16 protein-coding genes and 1 tRNA gene are annotated in these 17,755 nt (G+C 70.8%); 7 read left to right on the top strand and 10 right to left on the bottom strand.

The window, feature by feature from the left end:
• Nucleotides 1-18 precede the first annotated feature (18 nt).
• Nucleotides 19-492 carry a GNAT family N-acetyltransferase gene (locus ACIREE_RS06000; protein WP_404146934.1) on the bottom strand — a complete coding sequence of 158 codons (474 nt, stop codon included), beginning with the start codon at nt 490-492 and terminating at the stop codon, nt 19-21.
• A gap of 30 nt (nt 493-522) precedes the next feature.
• Nucleotides 523-1,404, bottom strand: a complete 882-nt coding sequence (locus ACIREE_RS05995; protein WP_404146931.1) for an aminoglycoside phosphotransferase family protein — start codon at nt 1,402-1,404, stop codon at nt 523-525.
• 66 nt (nt 1,405-1,470) lie between these two features.
• Between ACIREE_RS05995 and ACIREE_RS05990 the strand changes: the two genes are divergently transcribed.
• The 3 genes from ACIREE_RS05990 to ACIREE_RS05980 all read left to right on the top strand — a co-directional run bounded on the left by ACIREE_RS05990 (nt 1,471) and on the right by ACIREE_RS05980 (nt 4,010).
• Nucleotides 1,471-2,112 (top strand): rhomboid-like protein, encoded by a 642-nt coding sequence (locus tag ACIREE_RS05990; protein ID WP_404146929.1) that lies wholly within the window; start codon nt 1,471-1,473, stop codon nt 2,110-2,112.
• A 135-nt stretch (nt 2,113-2,247) separates the two neighbouring features.
• Entirely contained in the window at nt 2,248-3,672 is a 1,425-nt protein-coding gene (locus ACIREE_RS05985) for an NAD(P)/FAD-dependent oxidoreductase (protein WP_404146926.1), read from the top strand.
• A gap of 113 nt (nt 3,673-3,785) precedes the next feature.
• Entirely contained in the window at nt 3,786-4,010 is a 225-nt protein-coding gene (locus ACIREE_RS05980) for a hypothetical protein (protein ID WP_404146923.1), read from the top strand.
• A 78-nt stretch (nt 4,011-4,088) separates the two neighbouring features.
• Here ACIREE_RS05980 and ACIREE_RS05975 read toward each other — a convergent pair.
• A tRNA-Thr gene (locus tag ACIREE_RS05975) sits at nt 4,089-4,165 on the bottom strand.
• 182 nt (nt 4,166-4,347) lie between these two features.
• Between ACIREE_RS05975 and ACIREE_RS05970 the strand changes: the two genes are divergently transcribed.
• The 4 genes from ACIREE_RS05970 to ACIREE_RS05955 all read left to right on the top strand — a co-directional run bounded on the left by ACIREE_RS05970 (nt 4,348) and on the right by ACIREE_RS05955 (nt 8,818).
• The gene (locus ACIREE_RS05970) at nt 4,348-5,757 is read left to right on the top strand and encodes an RNA-guided endonuclease InsQ/TnpB family protein (RefSeq protein ID WP_404146920.1); all 1,410 of its coding nucleotides are present in this window, start codon (nt 4,348-4,350) and stop codon (nt 5,755-5,757) included.
• A gap of 417 nt (nt 5,758-6,174) precedes the next feature.
• Nucleotides 6,175-7,311, top strand: coding sequence for an ABC transporter ATP-binding protein (locus tag ACIREE_RS05965; RefSeq protein WP_404146918.1), 1,137 nt, complete (start codon nt 6,175-6,177; stop codon nt 7,309-7,311).
• A 208-nt stretch (nt 7,312-7,519) separates the two neighbouring features.
• Nucleotides 7,520-7,978, top strand: a complete 459-nt coding sequence (locus ACIREE_RS05960; protein WP_404146915.1) for a hypothetical protein — start codon at nt 7,520-7,522, stop codon at nt 7,976-7,978.
• 84 nt (nt 7,979-8,062) lie between these two features.
• Nucleotides 8,063-8,818, top strand: a complete 756-nt coding sequence (locus ACIREE_RS05955; RefSeq protein WP_404146912.1) for an NDP-sugar synthase — start codon at nt 8,063-8,065, stop codon at nt 8,816-8,818.
• Between the two features lie 105 nt (nt 8,819-8,923).
• On the opposite strand, the gene ACIREE_RS05950 is transcribed toward ACIREE_RS05955, so the two are convergent.
• The 7 genes from ACIREE_RS05950 to ACIREE_RS05920 form a co-directional block, all read right to left on the bottom strand.
• A complete protein-coding gene (locus tag ACIREE_RS05950) occupies nt 8,924-10,603 on the bottom strand; it encodes a DoxX family protein (protein WP_404148161.1) in 1,680 nt (559 codons plus the stop codon).
• 99 nt (nt 10,604-10,702) lie between these two features.
• Nucleotides 10,703-11,653, bottom strand: a complete 951-nt coding sequence (gene rlmB / locus ACIREE_RS05945; protein WP_404146909.1) for a 23S rRNA (guanosine(2251)-2'-O)-methyltransferase RlmB — start codon at nt 11,651-11,653, stop codon at nt 10,703-10,705.
• A 99-nt stretch (nt 11,654-11,752) separates the two neighbouring features.
• The gene (cysS, locus tag ACIREE_RS05940; RefSeq protein ID WP_404146906.1) at nt 11,753-13,168 is read right to left on the bottom strand and encodes a cysteine--tRNA ligase; all 1,416 of its coding nucleotides are present in this window, start codon (nt 13,166-13,168) and stop codon (nt 11,753-11,755) included.
• A 46-nt stretch (nt 13,169-13,214) separates the two neighbouring features.
• Complete coding sequence (locus ACIREE_RS05935) at nt 13,215-13,619, bottom strand: PPOX class F420-dependent oxidoreductase (RefSeq protein ID WP_404146903.1); 405 nt, start codon at nt 13,617-13,619, stop codon at nt 13,215-13,217.
• Nucleotides 13,620-13,809: 190 nt separating this feature from the next.
• Nucleotides 13,810-15,510 carry an ABC transporter permease subunit gene (locus tag ACIREE_RS05930; RefSeq protein WP_404146901.1) on the bottom strand — a complete coding sequence of 567 codons (1,701 nt, stop codon included), beginning with the start codon at nt 15,508-15,510 and terminating at the stop codon, nt 13,810-13,812.
• On the bottom strand, nt 15,507-16,973 hold the full coding sequence (locus ACIREE_RS05925) for an ABC transporter substrate-binding protein (protein ID WP_404146899.1): 1,467 nt from the start codon (nt 16,971-16,973) through the stop codon (nt 15,507-15,509). The genes ACIREE_RS05930 and ACIREE_RS05925 overlap by 4 nt, the downstream gene beginning before the upstream one ends.
• Complete coding sequence (locus tag ACIREE_RS05920) at nt 16,973-17,536, bottom strand: GNAT family N-acetyltransferase (RefSeq protein ID WP_404146896.1); 564 nt, start codon at nt 17,534-17,536, stop codon at nt 16,973-16,975. The genes ACIREE_RS05925 and ACIREE_RS05920 overlap by 1 nt, the downstream gene beginning before the upstream one ends.
• Between the last annotated feature and the right edge of the window lie 219 nt (nt 17,537-17,755).

Raw genomic sequence — 17,755 nt, 5'->3', positions numbered from 1 at the left:
CCCGCCGGCGCGACTCCCCTACGAACCGAGCCGGTCGAGCGCCTCGTCGGTCAGCCGGAACACCGACCACTCCTCCTGCGGACGGGCGCCGAGAGCCCGGTAGAAGTCGATCGACGGCTCGTTCCAGTTCAGAACGGACCACTCCAGCCGCTCGTACCCGCGCTCCACGCACATCCGCGCCAGCCCGGCCAGCAACGCCTTCCCATGCCCACCACCCCGCGCCACAGGACGGACGTACAAGTCCTCCAGATAGATCCCGTGCACCCCGCGCCACGTCGAAAAGTTCAAGAACCAGAGCGCGAACCCGACCGGCTCCCCGGAGACATCGTCCTGCGCGATATGCGCGAACGCCGCCGGCCGCTCACCGAACAAGGCCTCCCCCAGCTGCGCCTCGGTGGCCCGCACCTCGTCGAGCGCCTTCTCGTACTCGGCGAGTTCACGGACCATGGCATGGATGACGGGCACGTCAGCGGGAGTGGCACTACGAATCATGGCCGCAGGTTAACCGCCCGCGCAGGCATGTCACCCCAGCAGCCGCCCCGCGATCTCCATACCGTCGGCCGAAAGCTCCCGCCCGTCCGCCACGTCCCACAACGCGTTCTGCAGCACCCGCCCCAACGTCCAGGCCCGCGCCCGCTCCCGGTCCAGACCCAGCACCTCCGTCATCGCGTCGAACCGCCACACCACCTCGTCCGCCTCGAACCGGTTGTCGAGCGCGGGCCACAGATCGAACCCCGGGTCCCCGGCGAGCGGCTTCGGGTCGATGGCGAGCCACGGCTCCCGCTCACTCGCCAGCACGTTCTCGAAATGCAGATCCCAGTGCAACAGGCGGTCCCCGGCCTCCCCCGCGACCTCGCGCACCGCCGCCGCACACGACGCCACGACCCCCCGCCGCACCGGATCGGCGATCCTCGGCAACGCCGCCGGCACCTCCGCGAGCATCCGCCCCGCGATGTCCGACAACGACCGCATCCCCTCCGGCGCGGGCCCCGCCGTCAGCCGCGCCAACAACCCGGCGATGACCAGAACAGCCGCACGGGAATCCGCCACCACGCTCAACATCCGCCCCGCGTCCAGCCGTTCGAGCAACATCGTGCCCGTACCGGCATCGTGGTCGAGCAACCGCATCGCACCATCACCACCCCACACCCGCAGCGCGACCGGCTCCCCCTCCGTCTCCCCGTCAAGAACCTGGAACTTCACCGCCGCACGCACCCCGTCCACCCGCCGCACCACAGGCAGCACCAGCGCCGCCACCCCATGCATCGCGGGCCCGTCGACCCGCAGATCCCACCGCTCGACGAACTCCTCGACCCGGGCCGGCAACGCCGCGATGAACGCACGGCCCGCCTCCCCCGCGTACTCGTACTGCGACTCGATCAGGCCCACCGGAATGTCGATCACGGCCGCGACCCTACCGGCGTGCCTGAATCGGGCATGCGCCTTTTTCTCCGTCGCGCAGGGACATCCATGGCGTCGTCCGTGTGGTCGTACCTCCGCAGCGCCCCGGGCACCTACCTCTGGCTGGCCGCACTCTTCGTCACCACCGTCGCCGTCCACCACATGGACCCGCACTTCGAACAGGACTTCCTGCGCCAGCGCTCCACCAACCTGCACGAACTGTCCAAGAACCCGATCCGCGTCCTCGTCTCCTCCGCCCTATGGATCGACGGCAGCAGCTGGTGGCCGTACGCGATCCTCTACACGGCCCTCCACGCGCAGGCGGAACGCTGGCTCGGCACCGCCCGCTGGCTCGCCATCGCCGCCGCCGCACACGTCCTGGCAACACTCATCAGCGAAGGCGCCCTCCTCTGGGCGATCCGCCACGGCCACGCACCCGCATCCTCGGTCAATACCCTGGACATCGGGGTGAGTTACGCACTCGCGGGCATCGTCGGCGCACTCACCTACCGCATCGCCCCACCCTGGAGATACCTGTACCTGACGGCCGTCCTCATCATCTACGGCAACCCGCTCATCACCAGCCGCACCTTCACCGACCTCGGCCACTTCACCTCGGTCCTGATCGGCCTCGCCTGCTACCCGCTCTGCCGAGGACACGGCGACCCCTGGAACCCCTTCCGCAAACCCATCAAAACACCGCAGACGTAGCCAACCCCAGACCCAGCAGCGAATCAGCCGAACAATCAACGGCCCGCACCTCCGCAACCCAACCCACCACCGGCCTCCACCCCCAGCCCCACACCCCTGCCACCGACCCCAACCCGCGCAGTAACGTCCCCTGCCATGAGCAGCGCGAACAGCATCGGCACCGGCGGACGCGGCCCGGTCAACGGCGGCATATCGTTCTGGTACGCCGACGACGGCATCCCCGACGCCCGCGAGCCCCTCACCGGCGACGCGAACGCCGACGTCGTCATCGTCGGCGGCGGCTACACCGGCCTCTGGACGGCGTACTACCTCAAAAAAGCCGCGCCCTTCCTCCGCATCACCGTCCTGGAACAGAAGTTCTGCGGCTACGGCGCCTCCGGCCGCAACGGCGGCTGGCTCTACAACGGCATCGCGGGCCGCGACCGCTACGCGGCTCTCCACGGCCACGACGCGGCCGTCCGCCTCCAACAGGCCATGAACGACACGGTGACCGAGGTCATCGACGTAGCCCGCGAGGAATCCATCAACGCCGACATCCACCACGGCGGAGTCCTCGAAGTCGCCTACACACCAGCCCAGTTGGCCCGCCTCAAAGCCTTCCACGCCACAGAACTCGCCTACGGCGAAAAAGACCGCACCCTGCACGGCGCCCACGAAACCACGACCCGCATCCGCGTGGCCGGCGCGGTCGGCTCCACCTGGACCCCGCACGGCGCCCGCCTCCACCCCGTAAAACTCCTCAAGGGCCTGGCCCACGCGGTCGAGAACCTCGGCGTCACCATCCACGAATCAACACCGGTCACCGAGATCGCCCCCAAACACGCCATCACCCCGTACGGCACCGTCCGCGCCCCCTACATCCTGCGCTGCACCGAAGGCTTCACCGCGTCCCTCAAGGGCCAGCGCCGCACCTGGCTCCCCATGAACTCCTCGATGATCGCCACCGAACCCCTCACCCCCGCCCAATGGGAGTCGATCGGCTGGGAAGGCCGCGAAACCCTCGGCGACATGGCCCACGCCTACATGTACGCGCAGCGCACAGCGGACGACCGCATCGCACTCGGCGGCCGCGGCTTCCCCTACCGCTACGGCTCCCGCACCGACAACGACGGCCGCACCCAGCCGGAGACGATCGCCTCACTCACCGACATCCTCACCCGCTTCTTCCCCCAGCTCACCGGCGTCGGCATCGCCCACGCCTGGTCCGGCGTCCTCGGCGTCCCCCGCGACTGGTGCGCCACAGTCACCCTCGACCGCTCGACCGGCCTCGGCTGGGCAGGCGGCTACGTCGGCTCAGGCGTCGCCACCACCAACCTGGCCGCCCGCACCCTCCGCGACCTCGTCCAACAGGACTCCGGCCAATCCGGCCCCACCGACCTCACCACCCTCCCCTGGGTCAACCACAAGGTCCGCAAGTGGGAACCCGAACCCTTCCGCTGGCTCGGCGTCCACGGCATGTACGCCACGTACGCGGCAGCCGACCGCCGAGAGCTCACCACCCCGAGCACGGAATCGTCACGGCTCGCGAAGATCGCGGACCGGGTGGCGGGGCGACACTGACCGCACCCACGGCACACCGACCATCAATTCCCTTGCATCTAAACCGAGTTGCGCGCATGCTCCCTGCCCGTAAGACGAGTTGCCCACGTTTCCCAAGAGACAGGAAGCACCGGATGCGCAAGCTCGCAGCACTCCTCACCACAGCCGCGGCCGCCGCCACCCTCGTCGGCATCACGGGCACCACCGCCCAGGCCGGCGCGGAGTCGACCTACATCGGCCGCTACGCCGGCAAGAGCGCCTGCGTGGACGCGGGCCAGCAGTACGTACGCGAGGGCTACAAGAGCTACAGCTGCCTCGTACAGCCCGGCACCCCCTACTACGACCTCTTCGTGTCGTAGCGGCCCGGCCCGCTCCACGATCCCGGCGCGGGACAGCGAAAAGCCCAGGTCACACGGGGTGTGACCTGGGCTTTTATGTGGAGCCCCCTATCGGATTCGAACCGATGACCTTCGCTTTACAAGAGCGGCGCTCTGGCCAGCTGAGCTAAGGAGGCACCGCGCACCACAACGCCGTGCGCGGAAGCTCTCCCACCTTACACAGCCTCCCTTACCGCAGGCCAAGAAGTTCACCCGCGCCCTATCGACCGAAATTCGTGAGTGACCACCCGTGCACCCGTTCGTTGAACGGACAGACATGCTGTTCCGAATATCGGACTGCACGAACGGGCGGGGGCTCATGGACGTTCCGGCGGAGAAGCCGTGTTCGGTGACGGATGCGGAGGCCAAGCGCGTCAAGCGCGAGGCGCTCGGCATCGCCGACAGCAGCAGGCCGCGCAGCCGCCCCGCCGGGCCCGTGAAGCGCCGCGCGAAGGAGGCGGGGACCCGGGAGCGTGTGTACCGGTACCGCTTCTATCCGACGGAGGCGCAGGCCGAGCAGTTGGCGAAGACATTCGGTGCGTGCCGCTGGGTCTACAACGAGGGCCTGGCGCTGCGCGAGAAGGCGTGGCGTGAGCATCACGTGTCGGTGGGGTTCGCGGAGACGAGCCGGGCACTGACGGGGTGGCGGCGCGCGGAGGGGACGTCGTGGTTGGGGGAGGTGTCGTCGACGGTGCTGCAGCAGCCGTTGCGGCACTTGCAGGCGGCGTTCCAGGAGTTCTTTCGTGGTTCGTCGAAGTATCCGAGGCGGAAGAAGAAGGGGCGGGCACGGGATACGGCGACGTATGCGCGGACCGGTTTCACCTGGCGAGAGGATCCGGAGCAGCCGGGCACGGGTGCGGTGAAGCTGGCGTTGCAGAGTGGGCCGCTGGATGTGCGGTGGTCGCGGCCGTTGCCGTCGGGTGTGATGCCGGTCCGGTTGACGGTGGAGCGGGATCGGGCGGGGCGGTTCTTCCTCGCGTTTCTGGTGGAGGAGTCGATCGATCCGCTGCCAACGGTGTTCCTCGCCGGGTCGCGGGAGCCGCGGGCGGTGGGCATCGATCTGGGTCTTGCGTCGCTCGTGACGCTCGACGACGGTACGAAGGTGGATCATCCGAGGCTGCTGCGGAAGTACGCGGATGAACTGAAGCGATTGCAGAAGGAGTTGCACCGCAAGAAGCTGGGTTCGCGGAACCGGGAGAAGGTGCGTCAGAGGATCGCGCGGCTGTATGCCCTGATCGGGGACGTGCGCAGGGACATGTTGGATCAGCTCACCACCCGCCTCGTGCGCGAGAACCAAGTGCTCGTGGTGGAGGATCTGTCCGTCGTGACCCTGATGGCGGCCGCGAAGGGGAAGGGTCGGCGGCGCAAGTCGCGGCTCAACGACTCGATCAAGGACGCTTCGTGGGGCGAGTTGCTGCGGCAGCTCCGTTACAAGTGCGAGTGGTACGGGCGGACGCTGGTGGTCGTGGACCGGTTCTTTCCGTCGACGCGACGGTGTTCGCATTGCCACGACAAGGGGCCGAAGCTGGATGTGTCGGTGCGGGAGTGGGTATGTACCGGTTGCGGTGCGGTCCACGACCGTGATGTGAACGCGGCGGTGAACCTGCGGGACGAGGGGATGCGGCTGTACTGGCTGGTGGCGTCGGGGCTGCCGCCGGGGCGGGCGACGCCTTCGGTGATCAGGGCGTCGGAGTTGCCGGTGCCGGGTGAGGTGGTGGCTGCCGCATAGGGACCGCGGCTGGTGTGTGTGCGGTACGGACCGATGGGCTGTCGGCCGTCATGCCTGTGGAGCTTGCGTGAGACCGTGCGGTGCGGCGGAGAAGTCCGTTGCCCGTCGGCGGCGGGCTGTGAAGCAGGAAGCCGTGGGCAAGGCCAAAAGGCAGTTGCTCTGACCCCCCTCAGCGGCGCGCGTCAAAAGTCACGCGCTCTGCCTGCTCGAAAACTTCGGCGAATCCCACAGCCTCCGACCTACTGACAGATCCCCCACCTGCCGGGTACCGTCCGATCAGTTCACCCGCGTGGACTACACCAGTGCTTCACTCAGCGCTTCACCATGCTTAACGCCGCCGTGGCACAAGCCGTGGCGGCCCCACCTTTACAACGGATCGTCCGGCACGTTCCTGCCGGTGAAGGGGGCTTCACAGCCATGGCTTCTGTCACGTTCGACAAGGCGACCCGCGTCTACCCGGGGTCCACCAAGCCCGCCGTCGACGGCCTGGAGATCGAGATCGAGGACGGCGAGTTCCTCGTCCTCGTCGGCCCGTCCGGTTGCGGAAAGTCGACCTCCCTGCGGATGCTCGCGGGTCTCGAGGACGTCAACGGCGGAGCGATCCGCATCGGCGACCGCGACGTCACGCACCTGCCGCCGAAGGACCGGGACATCGCCATGGTGTTCCAGAACTACGCGCTGTACCCGCACATGTCCGTCGCCGACAACATGGGCTTCGCGCTCAAGATCGCCGGTGTCAACAAGGCGGAGATCCGGCAGAAGGTCGAGGAGGCCGCGAAGATCCTCGACCTCACCGAGTACCTGGACCGCAAGCCGAAGGCGCTCTCCGGTGGTCAGCGTCAGCGTGTGGCCATGGGTCGCGCCATCGTGCGTGAGCCGCAGGTGTTCCTCATGGACGAGCCGCTGTCGAACCTCGACGCCAAGCTCCGTGTGTCGACCCGTACGCAGATCGCGTCGCTGCAGCGCCGCCTCGGCATCACCACGGTGTACGTCACGCACGACCAGGTCGAGGCCATGACGATGGGTGACCGGGTCGCGGTCCTCAAGGACGGTCTGCTCCAGCAGGTCGACACCCCGCGCAACATGTACGACCGCCCGAACAACCTCTTCGTCGCCGGCTTCATCGGCTCCCCGGCCATGAACCTGGTCGAGGTCCCGATCACCGACGGCGGCGTGAAGTTCGGCAACTCGGTCGTGCCGATCAACCGTGAGGCCCTGAAGGCCGCCTCCGACAAGGGTGACACCACGGTCACGGTCGGTGTCCGCCCGGAGCACTTCGACATCGTCGAGCACGGTGGCGAGGCCGCGAAGACCCTCACGAAGGACGCCACGGACTCCCCGGCGGGCCTCGCGGTCTCCGTGAACGTGGTGGAGGAGCTCGGCGCCGACGGTTACGTCTACGGTGCCGCGCAGGTCAACGGCGAGCACCAGGACCTGGTCGTCCGGGTCAACGGCCGTCAGGTGCCGGAGAAGGGTGCCCAGTTGCACGTCGTGCCGCGTCCGGGCGAGACCCACGTGTTCTCGACGTCGACGGGCGAGCGCCTCTCCGACTGAGGAATCACTGAGATACTCGAGTCAGCCCGATGGGCCCCGCGCGTCGGCGCGGGGCCCTTCGCGTACGCCCACGTTGTCGACAAATACCCCGGCAAGTAAGACATTTAGGCCAGTGGCGTCAACGCGTAGGCAAAGAAACATAGTTGGGTGTCCCTCGGTCGAGTGACTAAATGTCGCCAAATCATCACTGACCGCTACGCTCACTCGCGTGACGCACTCCGCTAACTACACCCAGAAGTCGCGCCGAGCCCGGGGCCAGGGCCCCGCCCGCCGCGCCGCCCGCACGCTCGCCTTCGTCCTACCGGTGATGCTGGTGCTCTCCGGGACCCTCGCGGTCACCCGAGTCAACTGGTCCGGGGGCTCTTCGGACTCCATCCTCACGGCTTCCTCACAGGACGTCTCCGCGCGCGCCAAGTCGCGTGCCCCTCAGGACGTCCTGCGCGACCGTCTCCTCCAGGAACTTCAGGAGGAGAACCCCGGTATCGCGCTCACCCATCTCCAGCAGGAGGTCGACCGACGCCCCTCGCTCGCCAAGCACTGCATGACGATCGCGAAGGCCCTGGGCCGCGCCGCGGTGCAGGCCTACGGTCCGGCCCGCGCGCAGTCGTACGCGCGGCCGGTCTGCGACACGTCCTTCGCCTCGGGGGTGGCGGGCTTCCGCGGCTGATCCCTCAAGAGCCTCACCGGTCCACACCAGTCCACGCCGGTCCACACCGGCCCCGGCGGGCCGTGCGCACGTACAGTTCCGGTCATGACGACCGCTGAACCGGCCGCGCACGGCCCGCATTCGTATCCGCACCGCCCCACGCAGGCCGTGGTCCTGGCGGGCGGCCAGGGTTCGCGCCTGCGCCCGTACACCGACGACCGGCCGAAGCCGATGGTGGAGATCCCAGGTACCGGGACGCCGATCATCGGGCACCAGCTGGCCTGGCTCGCGGAGGAGGGCGTCACGGATGCCGTCGTCTCCTGCGGGCATCTCGCCGAGGTCCTCCAGGAGTGGCTGGAGCAGGCGGAGCTGCCGCTGAACGTCACGACGGTCGTGGAGAAGGAGCCGCTGGGCCGTGGCGGCGGGCTGAAGTTCGCGGCGGCGCATCTGCCGCACGGGGACCGCCCCTGGTATGCGACGAACGGCGACATCTGGACGCGTTTCTCGCTGCGTGACATGGCGGATTTCCATCATGAGCGTGAGGCGACGGCTACGTTGGCGCTGGCCCGGCCGCGGATTCCGTGGGGGGCTGTGGAGACGGACGCGTTCGGGCACATCACGGACTTCGTCGAGGCGCCGCCGTCCCCGTTCCTGATCAACGCGGGGCTCTACGTCTTCTCCGCCGACTTCGCCTCCCTGCTCCCGGATGTCGGCGATCACGAGCGGACCACGTTTCCCCGTCTGGCGCGCACCAAGCGGCTGGCCGGTTTTCCGATTCCGCAGGGCGCGTACTGGCGGGCGATCGACACGGCGAAGGATCTTCGTGAGGCCGCCAAGGAGCTTGCCGCGCAGGGCCGTTGAGGTTTCCGGCCTGCCTGTACCCCCCTGAGCGGTCTACGTCGATGGGGCCCCGCACGTGGTTCGTGCGGGGCCCCATCGGTGTTCGGGAGGGGAGAGGGTGGGGCGTCAGCCGAGGAGGCCGCCGACGAGCCTGCCGCCGCCTCCGTCGTCGGAGCCGCCGCCACCGCTGCTGCTGGTGCCGCCGGAGGAGGTCGCGCCGCCTTCTGAACCGCCGCCTCCGGTCGTGCCGCCGGACGTCGGGCCGCCGGTGTTGCTGGCAGGCGGCTGTTGCGGTGTCGTCTGCTGCGGCGGGGCCTGGCCTGCCGTGGAGCCCTGCGTCGGCGTGGTCGTGGAGCCGCCGACGGTGCCGGTCTCCCGCGTGGCGCCGGGCGTTCCGGCGGCGCCGGAGGGGCTCGCGGTGGTGCCCTGCGTCGGCGCGTCGGAGGCCGCGGGGCTCTTCGACTGGCGCTGCTTGTGGCCGGGCTCGGAGGGCAGCGGGGAGCCGGGCAGTTCGTTGCGCGGGGAGTCGCCGGGGCCGGGTGCGGTGACCCGGTCGGCGTCGCGGACGGCGCCGCCGAGCACCGAGCCGATGAGCAGGGTGCTGCCGATGACGAGGGTGGCGATGACGGTGCCGCGGCGCAGCACGTAGCGGCGCAGGTCCCACAGGGCGGTGCGGGGTCCGAGGCGGCGCCAGGCGCCGCCGGCGAGCCGTCCGTCGATGGAGTAGACGGGGGCGCCCGCGATGATCAGGGGCGACCAGGCGGCGAGGTAGATGATGTCGGGCGCGTCGTAGGCGGGGACGGTCTTCCAGCTGACGGTGAGGAGCAGCGCGGCGGAGAGCAGTGCGCCGAAGACGGCGGCGATCCGCTGCCACAGGCCGAGGACGGTGAGTACGCCGACGATGACCTGGAGGAAGGCGATGACGAGTCCGGCGCCGACGGGGTGCTGGAGCGCCCAGTCGCGCATGGGTTCGGCGAGGGCCCAAGGGTGCAGTGAATTCAGCCACTTGACCATGGAGCCGCGCTCGCCGCCGTCGAAGTAGACGGGGTCGCAGAGCTTGCCCATGCCCGCGTAGATGGAGATGAAGCCGAGGAAGACGCGGAGGGGGAGGAGGACGACGCCGAGGTTCATCCGGCGTCCGGGGTAGTAGGCGTGCCGGACGGGGCCGTAGCGGCGTGCGGCGGTGGTCTCGTTCTCCGATTCGAGGTCGGGGTCGTAGCCGGAGTCGGAGGGGCCGTCGAACTCGTCGTCCTCGTAGCGGATCTGTTCGAGTTCGCCGGTCTCCTCGAAGGCGCTGCCGGCTTGTCGCATCTGCGGCAGGATCCGGGTGCCGGGGCCGCCCTGTCGGGGGGTGATGACGACGGGGGTCTCCTCGGTCGCCTCTCCCTCGTAGAGCTGGTCGGCGAGGTCGCGGTCGAGGCGCGGGATGACCTGTGTGGCACCGCCGTCACCGCCCTCACCGGGTTCGCCCACGCGGCGCGCGGACTGCAGCAGTCCGCTGGCGGCGAGGTCTCCTGCGCCGCTCATGACGACGGGGCGGCGGCGGGCACCGGGGGTGCCTGCGCCCGTGATGACGGGGATGCGGGTGGTCGCCGCGCCGGCTCCGGCCACGCCCGTGGCGTTCAAGTGCCGTGCGATGCGCGGGAGTTGTGTCTGCTGCGCCCTGGGAAGCTGCACGCGGAAACTCGCGTGGTTGACGATGACCTGCGCCGGGTCGCACGGAACCTTCACCATGCTCAGCGCGGGAGCGTCGTCGAATCCCGACGAGCGGTCCCCCGAGGGTGTGCGGGGCGTTCTGGTGTCCACACTCATCTAACCGAGTGATGTGTGTTTAGGACACTGCCTTGACCACACCGAAATGTCCGGGCCCCGTCAAGGTCGTGGGGCCCGGACCGAACGGGCCCCTCAGGCGCGGCGGCGCGACGCCTCGTAGAGCACAACTCCCGCCGCGACACCGGCGTTCAGCGACTCGGCGCCGCCCGGCATCGGGATGCGGACGCGGTAGTCGCAGGTCTCGCCGACCAGGCGGGAGAGGCCCTTGCCCTCGCTGCCGACCACGATGACGACGGGGCCGGAGAGTGCCTTGACGTCGCCGAGCTCGCGCTCGCCGTCGGCGGCCAGGCCCACGATGGCGACGCCGGCCTTCTTGTACTGCTCCAGGGTCCGGGTCAGGTTGGTCGCACGGGCGACGGGGATGCGTGCGGCGGCGCCGGCCGAGGTCTTCCAGGCGCCGGCGGTCATGCCGGCCGCCCGGCGCTCGGGCACGACCACGCCGTGTCCGCCGAACGCGGCGACGGAGCGGACGACGGCGCCGAGGTTGCGCGGGTCGGTGACGCCGTCGAGGGCGACGATCAGCGGGTCCTGGCCGGCGTCGAAGGCGGCGGCGACGAGGTCCTCGGGGTGCGCGTACTCGTACGGCGGGACCTGGAGGACGAGGCCCTGGTGGTTGAGGCCGTTGGTCATGCGGTCGAGCTCGGGGCGGGGGGCTTCCATGAGGTGGATGCCGCCGCGCTCGGCGGCGAGCTGGAGGGCCTCGCGGACGCGCTCGTCGTTGTCGATGAACTGCTGGACGTAGAGCGTGATGGCGGGCACGCCCTCGCGCAGTGCTTCGACGACCGGGTTGCGGCCGACGACCATCTCGGAGGTGCCCTTGCCGCGCGGTCCGCCGGTGCGGCTGGTGGGGCGGCGGGCGGCCTGCTTGGCCGCGGCGTTGGCGACACGGTTCTTCTTGTGGCCCTTGCGCGCCTCTGCGGGCGGGGTGGGGCCCTTGCCCTCCAGGCCCCTGCGCCGCTGGCCGCCACTGCCGACCTGCGCGCCCTTCTTGCCGGACATGCGACGGTTGTTACTGGCGGCCATGACTTACCTGTCTCTGTGTTTGTCCGCGCGGTGCGCGCGGATGTACGTCTACGTCTATGAAGTGTGCCGCCCGACGGGCCGGGCGGCACATTCGGGGGATCAGCGGGGTCCGAGGCTCCAGCGCGGGCCGCTCGGTCCGTCCTCGATGACGAGCCCGGACTGGCCGAGCTGGTCGCGGATGGCGTCGGCGGTGGCCCAGTCCTTGCGGGCGCGGGCCGACTCGCGCTGGTCGAGCACGAGGCGGACGAGCGTGTCGACGACGCCGTGCATGCTTTTGATGGATCCAGTGTCGCCGCGGTCGCCCTCGCCGGCCCAGTGCGGGTCGAGCGGGTCGAGGCCGAGGACGGCGAGCATGGCCCGGACCTCGGCGAGGCGGGCGACGGCGGCTTCCTTGTCGTCGGCGGCCAGTGCGCTGTTGCCCTGGCGGACGGTGGTGTGCACGATGGCGAGCGCCTGGGGTACGCCCAGGTCGTCGTCCATCGCCTCGGCGAAGGCGGGCGGGACCTCGTCGGCCGCTTCGACGACGCCGCCGGCCTTCTCGGCGACGCGCTGGATGAAGCCTTCGATGCGGGCGAACGCGGACTCGGCCTCGCGCAGCGCTTCCTCGCTGTACTCGATCGTGGAGCGGTAGTGCGGGGTGCCGAGGTAGTACCGGAGGACGATGGGCCGCCAGTGCTTGACCATCTCGGAGACGAGGACGCTGTTCCCGAGCGATTTGGACATCTTCTCGCCGGACATGGTGACCCAGGAGTTGTGCACCCAGTACTTGGCGAACTCGTCGCCGTACCCCTTGGCCTGCGCGATCTCGTTCTCGTGGTGCGGGAAGACCAGGTCGATGCCGCCGCCGTGGATGTCGAAGGCGGTGCCCAGGTACTTGTGGGCCATGGCGGAGCACTCCAGGTGCCAGCCCGGGCGGCCGCGGCCCCACGGGGTCTCCCAGCTGGGCTCGCCTTCCTTGGCGGCCTTCCACATGGCGAAGTCGCGCGGGTCGCGCTTGCCGGTCTCGCCGTCGCCGGACGGCTGGCGCAGCTCGTCCAGGTCCTGGTTGGACAGCTCCAGGTAGCCGGGGAAGGAGCGCACGTCGAAGTAGACGTTCCCGTCGGCCTCGTAGGCGTGGCCGCGCTCGATGAGGCCCCGCATCATCTCGACCATCTCGGTGACGTGTCCTGTGGCGCGCGGTTCGTACGTCGGCGGGAGGCAACCGAGGGCGGTGTAGGCGTCGTTGAACGCCCGCTCGTTCTCGTAGCCGATCGACCACCACGGCCGGTTCTGCTCCGCGGCCTTTTTGATGATCTTGTCGTCGATGTCCGTCACGTTGCGTACGAACGTCACGTCGTAGCCGCGGTACGAGAACCAGCGGCGCATGATGTCGAAATTGAGCCCCGACCGGATGTGTCCGATGTGCGGGGCCGCCTGGACGGTAGCGCCACACAGGTAGATCGAGACACAGCCCGGGACGATCGGGGTGAAGTCACGCGTCTGCCGGGCGCTGGTGTCGTACAGGCGAATAGTCACCCCTCCAGGGTAGTGGGCCCGGAGGGGTGCCATGGGCCCGCCGGTGTCACAGCCTGCCTACGACCTTTCGGGCGCGGACCCGCACGACGACGCGCTCCGCGTCCTCACCGGAGGAGGGGTTGAACTCCGCGTACTTCTTGCCGGTGTACTTGAGGGAGAGCTCGTCGATGAGTTCCTGGCCGCCCTCGGTGCTGATGTCGGCGGTGCCGCGGATCTCGGCGTAGGTGTACGGGTTGTCGGCGGGCTGGACGAGGACCGTGACGCGCGGGTCGCGGCGCAGGTTCTTCTCCTTGCGGCGGCCGACGGTGGTGGAGAACAGGATGTCGTCGCCGTCGCGCTTGGCCCAGACCGGGGAGACCTGGGGGCTGCCGTCGGGCTGGATGGTGGCGACGTTGATGAAGACCTTGGTGTCGAGCAGTGCCTTGAGTTCGTCGGACAGGTGGGCGGTCATGGCCTCACTCCTTCTCAGAGGGTTCACGGGCGGTCGTCTGACGCGGATGACGCGTACCCGATCCTGCGGGAATGGAGAGGGGCGGCGCGACATTTCCCGGTCCTTCGCGTCCGGTGTCACCCGAAGCCGGTGGCATTCAAGCCCCTCCGGCGTTTGAGGAGCGGGGTCCGGGGCGGAGCCCCGTGCCGGTTCACCGACGCCGCCGGGGCGCCGATGCCAGCACCACAAGGGCTCCCACGCACGCCAACGCCGCCGCAGGCGCGAGTACGGACCACGGCGCCCGTTCCGCGTACGGCAGGTTCTCCATCAGGAGGCGTCCCCACTCGGGGGTGGGCGGCTGGGTGCCGAGGCCGAGGAAGCTGAGGGAGGCGAGGGCCAGGGTCGTGGGGGCGAGGCGGAGCACCGCGTGCCGGGTGACCTGCGGGAGTACCCCGGTCAGGACGTGGTGGCGCAGGATGTGCCAGCGGCCGGCGCCGTGGACGATCGCGGCTTCTACGTGTCCCGAGGCGCGTTCCGTCTCGGCGAGGGCGGCGGTGTGCGCGGCGAGCGGTGCCCAGCCGACGGCGGCGACGGCGCCGGCCGCTCCGGTCATGCCCGCGCCGAACAGGCCGGTGACCAGGAGTCCGGCGAGGATCGCGGGCAGGGCGTTGGCGACCTCGGTGAGGCCCGCGGTCCAGCGGGCCAGGCCCAGGGCGACTCCGGCGACGAGGCAGGCCGCGCAGACCGCCGCCGCGACGGCCAGGGTGCGCAGGGCGCCGTGGCCGAGCCGGGCGAGCACGTCCCGGCCGAGCGCGTCGGTGCCGAACGGGTGCCCGGTGGTGGGTGGGGCGAGGCGGGCGGCGAGGTCGACCTGGAGGGGGTCGCGGGTGAGCCCCCAGATGATCACCGCGAGGAGTGCGGCGGCCAGTACCCCCGCCGCGTACAGGCGCCCGGGCCCGCCGCCGGGTGTGCGGGCCAGGCCGGGGAGCGCGCCCGCTTCGAGGGCGGGGCCGAGCAGGCGTCGGCGCAGGAGTCCGACGGTGACGGCGGCCGCGACCCCGAGTGCGAGCAGGACGAGCAGGCAGCCCTGGAGGAGGGGCAGGTCCAGGTCGAGGGCGGCGGCGACGGCGGTGCCGCCGAGTCCGGGGATGGCGAAGACCGCTTCGACGGCCGCGGCGGCGCCGGTCAGGCCGACCATGGTCAGTCCGGCCTGGGGCAGTACGGCGGGCAGGGCGCGCCGGGCCGCGTGCCGGGCGATGCGCGCGCGGGGCAGGCCGCTCGCCCGCCAGGTCCGCACCCAGGGTTCGGCGAACGCGGCGGGCAGCGCGTCCTGGCCGAGCCGTCCGAGGACGGCGCCTGCGGGGATGCCGAGGGCGAGGGCGGGCAGCACGGCGGAGGCGGGTGACTGCCAGCCCTGTGCGGGGAACCAGCCGAGGCGGACGGCGAGGAGTGTCGCGAGGACGGAGGCGAGCAGGAATTCGGGGAGGGCGGCGAGGATGCCCGCGCCCACGCCGTTCGGCGGCCGGGCGGCGCCGCGCCGCAGTGCCGGCAAGCACAGCGCGACGGCGACGAGGACGGTGACGACCATCGCGTAGGCCATGAGGGAGAGGGAGACCCCGAAGGCGCCGGAGACGTCCGCTGCGACGTCGGCGCCGGTCACCCAGGAGGTGCCCAGGTCGCCGTGGAGCAGGCCGCGCGCCCACTGCCCGAGGAACGTGAACGGGCCTTCGCTCAGGCCCAGTTGGTCGCGTACGTCGGCGAGTTGTGCCGGGGTGGTGGGGGCGTCGCCGTAGCGGGCGTGCAGCACGGTCAGGGCCGGGTCGGTGCGGGTCAGCCAGGGCAGCAGCGCGGTGAGGGCCAGCAGTGCGGCGGCCGCGGCCACCCGGCCCGCGGCGACGCTCGCGTATCTCATCGGGCGTGTGTCTCCAGTGCGACGAACTGTCGCTCGTAGGGGTCGAGGGCGACGCCGCGCACGGTGGCGCCAACGCCTTGGAGGTGTTCTTCGTGGACGATCGGCACGGCCGCGTCGGTGCGCAGGATCGTGGCCTCGGCGGCGAGTACGGCCTGTTGCCGTGCGGTGCCGGCGAGTCCTGCGGCCTCGCGCACGGCGGTGTCGACGGCCGGGTCGTCCAGCTGGGAGATGTTGAAGCTGCCGCCGCTGGTGAAGTCGGAGGCGAGGTAGGAGACGGGGTCGCCGGTGTCGAGCGCGGTGGAGCGCGACATGAGGAACGCGTCGTACTGCCCGTCGAGGGCGCCGGTCTCCAGGCGCGCGTAGTCCTTGATGACGAGCCGGACGTCGAACCCGGCGCGTTCGAGCTGCTGTTGGAGGGCCGCGGCTACTTCGGGCAGCTCGGCGCGGTTGGTGTAGGTGGCGAGGGTGAGGCGCTGTCCGCGCGGTGCGGCGGCCTTCGCGCGGCCGGTGACGGGGAGCTGTTTGCCGCTCGCCCAGGCGAATCCGGGGCCGAGGAGGCCGGTGGCGCGCTCGGCGTATCCCTCGTAGACGCTCTTCGCCAGTGCGGACGTGTCGGCGCTCTCGCGTACGGCGGCGCGCAGTCCGGGGTCGGCGAGCGGCCCGGTCCTGGTGTTCAGGTACAGGGTGGTGGTGCGTACGGTGGCGACCTTGCGGGCCCGGCCGCCGAGGATCAGCGCCTGCGCGGCGGGGACGAACTCGGCGAGTTCGATCTGGCCCGAACGCAGCGCGTTGGCACGGGCGTTGTTGTCGGCGACGAAGGTCACGTCGATGCCGCGCGCGGCCGCTCTGCCGCGCCAGTGCCCGTCGAAGCGGTCGAGCGTCGCGGACACGGCCCCGTTCAGCTCGGTCAGCGCGAAAGGCCCGGTGGCGGTCCCGACCGGGTCGACGGCGCCGTCCTTGCCGTAGGCGGCCGGGGAGAAGACGGCGAGGGAGGGGTTCGCGAGGCGGGCGGGCAGCAGCGGGTCGGCGGCGCCGGTCGTGATCCGCACGGTCCGCTCCCCCGCTGCGGTCGCCGTCAGGGTCATGTCGCTGAGCACGCGCGGCTTCACCTTGGCCCGCCCGGCCGCCCGCAGCGCGCCCACGACGGCCTGCGCGGTGACCCGGGCGCCGTCCTGGAACCGTGCGTCCCGCAGCGAGAACTCCCAGGTGGTGGCGTGGGTACGGGTCCACTTCGCGGCCAGCGCCGGGTGGATGACGCCGTCGGTGTCCATGCGGGTGAGCCCGTCGACGACGGCGAGCCGGCTGAGCAGCAGCCCGTCGTCGCCGTAGGGGGACAGTCCCTGGGTGGGGGCGAAGGCGAGGTCGACGGCGATCCGGCCGCCGCCCGAGGTGCCGGTGAACGAGCCGCAGGCGCTCGTCAGGCCGGTCGCGGCCGCCGCCAGCAGGAAGCCGCGGCGGCGCATCAGGCGACGGGCACGGCTGCGGGAACCGGTGCGGGCAGCGGCAGTTCGAAGTGGACGATGCCCTGTCCGCCGCCGGGCAGTGTGCGCTCGTCGCAGACCTCGTGCGCGAGGGAGCGCCAGAACGGTTCGGCGCCGGGCACGGCCGGGTCGGTGTGCAGGTAGAGCGCCTCGTAGCCGCCGGTCCTGGCCACGAAGCCGGTGAGCTCGCGCACCAGGGCGCGGGCGAGGCCGCGCCGGCGGTGTTCGGGGCGTACGTAGATGCGGCAGAGCTGGGCGGTGGTGCCGGAGGGGAAGCGGTCGGCGACCCAGGGCGGGTTGGGCGGCGCGGCGGGCCCGCGGTCGCGGACCGCGCCGGTGGCGACGATCTCCCCGCTCGGCACGTGCTCGGCGACGAGCAGCGTGCACCGCTCGGGGCGCAGGTAGGCGGCGGCCGGGTCGATGATGTCGGCGTGCCAGCGCGGCACGTACCCGGACCTCAGATCGCGGTACACGGTGTCCAGCATGACGGCGCGGGCTCCGTCCACGTCGCCGACACCGGCCGCGCGGATCTTGTACTCACCCATTGCCTGACACTGCCTCTGCTGCCTTCACCCACGACCGGACACCTGCCCGACCATGCTAACTGCAACTGATGCGCAGTAAGCCGCGGGCCGCTGGTCAGAGGGGTCGGGCGGTGCGCAGGGTCAGGCGGTGCGCAGGGTCAGGCGGTGCGCAGGGTCAGGCGGTGCGCAGGGTCAGGCGGTGCGCAGGGTCAGGCGGTGCGCAGGGTCAGGCGGTGCGCG

Source organism: Streptomyces sp. NPDC102467, assembly GCF_044765445.1.
GTDB lineage: Bacteria > Actinomycetota > Actinomycetes > Streptomycetales > Streptomycetaceae > Streptomyces.
This window is presented reverse-complemented; position numbering and strand designations above follow the sequence as displayed.